1 protein-coding gene is annotated in these 2526 nt (G+C 47.6%); it reads right to left on the bottom strand.

What is annotated here, in order from left to right; genetic code table 11:
• Positions 1–185 precede the first annotated feature (185 nt).
• Complete coding sequence (locus tag Q0338_RS02650; protein WP_298085409.1) at positions 186–2279, bottom strand: RNA degradosome polyphosphate kinase; 2094 nt, start codon at positions 2277–2279, stop codon at positions 186–188.
• Positions 2280–2526: the final 247 nt, after the last annotated feature.

Raw genomic sequence — 2526 nt, 5'->3', positions numbered from 1 at the left:
TTGAAGTCGAAATTTGCGAATTTGACTTCAAATTTGAATATAAAGCGATAAGGCGGAGTATCGTGAGATGATTTTGAAAGTTGTGCGGAAAATTTTAATCAAGACTAGGCATGAAGCCTGTCGCAGATTAAAATTTTCAAATCTCTTTCAAAAGGACTCGCGAGACGAGCCTTCCCAAAAGCCGCTTAACTTTCTTTCAAAAGTTTCGCCACCATCTGCTCGCTCTTCCCCTTATCGGTATCCTTTTTCGTCGCCTTGTATATCCCGCTCACGTACTCCTCGAGTACCTCTTGCGAGTTTATGCGCGCGTCGCCCTCTTTAGGTCTCACCTTGGCGTATTCGCCGCTATTTTGCAGCTCAAACGCCAGCTCGTTATCGCTAAGCTGCAATCGCAAAAACTCGAGCAAGCGCTCTTGCAAATTTTTATCGATTATCGGCGTCATGAGCTCTAGGCGGCGCTCGAGATTTCGCGGCATCCAGTCGGCGGAGGCGATGTAAATTTGAGGCTCGGCGTGCCTAAAATAAAATATCCTCGCATGCTCAAGGTATTTGCCGATGAGCGATCTCACGCGGATATTTTCGCTTAGGCCCTTTACGCCAGGGCGCACGCAGCAGATGCCGCGCACGATGAGGTCGATCTTTACGCCCGCGCTACTAGCCTTTACCAGCGCGTCTATGATGTCGCTATCTACTAGCGCGTTCATCTTGGCCACGATCCTGCCCTGCTCGCCGTGCGCAGTCTCGGTCTTTATCATCTCTAGCACGCGCTCTTTTATCTGCATCGGCGACATAGAAAGCGTCTGCAAACGGCGGTTTTTAGAAAAGCCCGAAAGTATATGAAAAAACGTCGTCGTATCGCTCGCAAACTCCGCCCTGCTCGTAAAATAGCTCACGTCGGTGTAAATTTTCGCCGAGCCCCCATTATAGTTGCCGGTAGATAGATGCATGTAAAATTTGAGCTTGCCGCCCTCTTGACGGATGACTTGGCTCACTTTTGCGTGCACCTTAAAGCCCGTGATGCCGTATATCACGTGCGCGCCGGCGTCTTCTAGAGCCTTTGCCCAGTGTAGGTTGTTTTCCTCGTCGAACCTCGCCTTTAGCTCGACCATCACGGTTACTTGCTTGCCGTCGTTTGCGGCGTCGATGAGTGCCTGGATGATAGGCGAGTTTTTATCGACGCGGTAGAGCGTCATGCGGATCGAGATCACGCGCGGATCCTTGCTCGCCTCTCTGATAAACTGCACGACGGGATCAAAGCTCTCGTAGGGATGCACGACTAGCACGTCTTCTTTATCAATGACGTCAAACATCGAGAGATGAGTGCTAAAAGGCGGCAATGTCTTTGGCGCGTACGGCGGCAGGCAAAGGTGCGAGAATTCTTTATTTCCCACGATTTGCCAGAGCGAATTTAGCGTCAGCGGTACGGTGTACTCGTAAATGTCTTTGTAAAAAATCTTCATGTGCGAGTTTAGAAACTCGACTATCTCGGCATCGGCGTCCTTTTGTATCTGCATGCGCACAAACGCGCCTTTTCGGCGCAGTTTAAGTCCCTGTTCGAGGATCATCATAAAATCATCCGCCTCTTCTTCCTCGATGACGATGTCGGCGTTTCTCGTGACTCTAAACGCTGCCGAGCTAAGCAGCTTGTAACCCGGAAAAATCTCCTCTGCATGGCGGTGCACGATCGTTTCTATCGGCACGTAGACATTATCGGCCGCCTGATAAAACCTCGGTAAAACACGTGAGATGCGTATCATGCCAAATTTTATAATCTCTGGACTATCCGCATCGGCAAGCTTGACGGCTAGGCTAAAGCTAAGGTTGTTTAGATGAGGATACGGATGCGTGGCGTCAACCGCGATAGGCACGATGACGGGTAGGATGTTTGAGAAAAAATACTCGTCGCATTTGGCGCGAAGTTCGGGCGAGATTTCGTCGTAATTTTTCATAAAAAGCCCGTTTTGCGCGAGCTCTTTTAGCGCGTCTTTATAGTGCTTTTCCACGAGCGCGAGTTCGTCTTTGATGTATTTTCTGATTTCCCTTAGCTGCTCTAGCGGACTCATGCCGTCGCTACCGCTAGCTGCGACTCCCGCGGCAAAAAGCTGCTTAAGCCCCGCGATGCGGATCATGTAAAATTCATCCAAATTCGTCATATAAATCGCGATAAATTTTAGCTTTTCAAGCGGCGGTAATGCCTTTTCGCACTGGGCTAAAACGCGCGAGTTAAAACGCAACCAACTAAGTTCGCGGTTGATAAAAATGCTCTTTTTCTCATCCATTTTTCATCCTTTTTGCTCTTTTATGAATTTTAGCGAATTTTCTCTTAAATCATGGCTCTTCTGAAAAGCCGATAGTTTGTGTTATAATAAACAAAAAACAAATTAAGCTTCGGAAAAAATAGGTAAGGAAATAAGATGGAATATATTTGGGCGGTTATTATTCTATGCGTCGGAATGGCGGTTTTTTGGGTACTCAAAAAGATTTCGATGTAGCCGCGTTGTAAATTTGAAAACAAATTTATATTTT

The organism is uncultured Campylobacter sp. (assembly GCF_938018145.1).
In the GTDB taxonomy this organism is placed as follows: Bacteria; Campylobacterota; Campylobacteria; order Campylobacterales; family Campylobacteraceae; genus Campylobacter_A.
This window is presented reverse-complemented; position numbering and strand designations above follow the sequence as displayed.

Bases quoted from the DNA above. Each gene is read 5' to 3' on its own strand.
- Q0338_RS02650 (WP_298085409.1), bottom strand. From the start codon at position 2,279: ATGGATGAGAAAAAGAGCATTTTTATCAACCGCGAACTTAGTTGGTTG.